2 protein-coding genes and 1 pseudogene are annotated in these 2,484 nt (G+C 49.2%); all 3 read right to left on the bottom strand.

The features are described from left to right. Positions 1-179: 179 nt before the first annotated feature. Entirely contained in the window at positions 180-1,097 is a 918-nt protein-coding gene (locus tag QUA00_RS36530; protein WP_333287949.1) for a phosphatidate cytidylyltransferase, read from the bottom strand. A 400-nt stretch (positions 1,098-1,497) separates the two neighbouring features. Further along, complete coding sequence (cbiT, locus tag QUA00_RS36525; protein WP_333105613.1) at positions 1,498-2,091, bottom strand: precorrin-6Y C5,15-methyltransferase subunit CbiT; 594 nt, start codon at positions 2,089-2,091, stop codon at positions 1,498-1,500. Positions 2,092-2,190: 99 nt separating this feature from the next. Next, positions 2,191-2,484, bottom strand: a pseudogene (locus QUA00_RS36520) (aminotransferase class I/II-fold pyridoxal phosphate-dependent enzyme); the annotation flags it as partial.

Genomic DNA, 2,484 nt, shown 5'->3' with positions numbered 1-2,484 from the left:
ACAGTTGACAGTTGACAGTTGACAGTTGACAGTTGACAGTTGACAGTTGACAGTTGACAGTTGACAGTTGACAGTTGGCTTTAACCTGGTTCTTCGGTAGAGCCTGGGAATACATACCCAATGCCCTGTTTGGCCAATTCCCAATTCCCAATTCCCAATTCCCAATTCCCAATTCCCAATTACCGATTAATTAAAAAAGAGTCGATCGCGGGCAACAGTAAAGTGACAAAATAGTAGACTAACGGTGCGGTAAAAACATAACTGTCGGTGCGATCGAGAATGCCGCCATGACCGGGGATCAACTGTCCCGAATCCTTAACGCCGGCGTCTCGCTTCATCATCGACTCAGTTAAATCTCCCAACAGGCTAGCAACCCCAATCAACAGACCAAAAGCAGCCCCAGTATACTGCCACCCCGGCCAGTGTAAATACCAAGAACCAGCGACTGCCACGGTGATGCTGCCACAAACTCCAAATACGGCACCTTCAACGGTTTTTTTGGGGCTGATGTGGGATAGGCTAGTGCGGCCGAAGAATTTGCCGACAAAATAAGCCCCAATGTCAGCGGCCCAGATACAGAAGAAAGCCAGCAGCAGCGAAGTCAATCCTAAAGATATATGGCTGGAAGTTGTCCAAGACGGCGGCGAGGAAATGTTAACGGGCAAATTGCTTGCTACTGCTTGCGAAAGTTGGGTTGTAGCAAGATTGCCGGGGTCGAGGCCGACTCGCAGCCGTACCCAATAGCTGGGCAAATAACCGCCGTAGAACAATCCTAAAACTGAGGAGGCAATATCGGCGATCGTCGATAATTTAGGTTGGAATAACAGGTAGAAACAAATTAAGGTTCCCGCTAAGGGGAACATGGCATCTACGAGTTCCGGTGCTAGGGCGGCAGTAATTAATAGCCCTTGACTGACGGCTAAGGTAGTTTTGGCAGCGGGTGCAATACCTTTAGCCCTGGCTAATTGAAAATATTCCAATTGCCCTAGGTAGACGATGACTCCAAAGCCGACGGTGAAGTACCATCCGCCCATAATAATCATTCCCAAAGCAAGGGCGATCGCAACTATTCCACTCAGGATACGAGACCAAGGCATAAAATGAATTTCTCTTGCAGACGGCGGTGGATCATTCGATTTTGGATTTTGGATTTTGGATTTTGGATTTGAGATTTTGGATTTTTCTAGAGCACGAGTTGATCCCTTGCACAACTAACCCCCATCCCCCATCGGTCATCCAATATCTCAAGTCAGGCGGTCAATCCAGCTATGGTGGCCCCTATTCTTAAGTATGAAGGTTAATTGAACGTAAAAAAGGTTAAGAATTACATTTAGGAATGGGCATAGGGCATTGGCCAAACAGGGCATTGGGTATGTATTCCCAGGCTGTGCCGAGAAACCAGGTTAAAGTTAACTGTTAACTGTCAACTGTCAACTGTCAACTGTCAACTGTCAACTGTCAACTGTCAACTGTCAACTGCCAACTGTCAACTAACTTCTAATCCAGCTTTTCGCCACTGAGAATAAATATGGGATTGACGGCGGCAAAGGTTTGACTCAGGCCGCGAGTCTCCAAGCGGTTGACGGCGGACTGGACTACTTCAATGTTGCGGACTTGTAACTCGGCGAACCCTTCGGAAAGGGCGTAAAGATTCTCTAAATTCGATGCTGTGGCGACAACTCTACCGTGGGGTTGCAAGTACCGCCAGACTTCTTGGAGAATGGCTTTAATGGGGCGACCTCCTTCGATGCAGACTCTGTGGGGGGGTTGGGGCAGGTTTTCCAGGCATTCCGGGGCACTGCCTTCTATGACTTCTACGTTGTCGAGATCGAATCGATCGCAATTTCTGCGAATCAAGCTTGCTACTTCTTCGTCCCTTTCGACGGCGATAATGCGACCTTTGGGACACAGCAAACCTGTTTCTACGGCGATCGTACCAGTACCTGCACCGATGTCCCACACCACTGAATCTGCTTGCAGCCGCAGGTGGGAGATTAACAGCAGTCGGACTTCTCGCTTACTCATGGGAATTCCCGGTAAACGTTCAAATAAGTCATCCGGGATGCCTGGAGTGACGTAGGGCCAAAGCATAGTTATATTTTTGATTTTTGATTTTTGAGTGAAGCAAGACGGCAGTTGGAACTCGCGGAAGAAGTAGAAATTCTCCCAATTTCCCTCAAGCCTTAATATTTACTGTCGCACAACCTTGAGAGTTTGGAGGTTGGGATCGCTACAACCTGTAATTTTTCCGCCGGCGGCAAGGATTTGTTGCAGGTAGTCAACGGCTGCTGGGGTAATGATTTCACCGGGCATCAGGACTGGTATTCCTGGGGGGTAGGGACAGATGAGTTCGGCGCACAGGCGATCGACTGCTTTGTCTGCAGGTACTGTTTCCGCTGGAAAAAAGAAAGCCTCGCGGGGGGAGAGGAGAGGGGGAGAGGGGGAGAGGGGGAGAGGGGGAGATGGGGAGATTGGGAGATTGGG

The organism is Microcoleus sp. T2B6, assembly GCF_036700475.1.
In the GTDB taxonomy this organism is placed as follows: Bacteria; Cyanobacteriota; Cyanobacteriia; order Cyanobacteriales; family Microcoleaceae; genus Microcoleus.
This window is presented reverse-complemented; position numbering and strand designations above follow the sequence as displayed.

Bases quoted from the DNA above. Each gene is read 5' to 3' on its own strand.
- QUA00_RS36530 (WP_333287949.1), bottom strand. From the start codon at position 1,097: ATGCCTTGGTCTCGTATCCTGAGTGGAATAGTTGCGATCGCCCTTGCT.
- cbiT (WP_333105613.1), bottom strand. From the start codon at position 2,091: ATGCTTTGGCCCTACGTCACTCCAGGCATCCCGGATGACTTATTTGAA.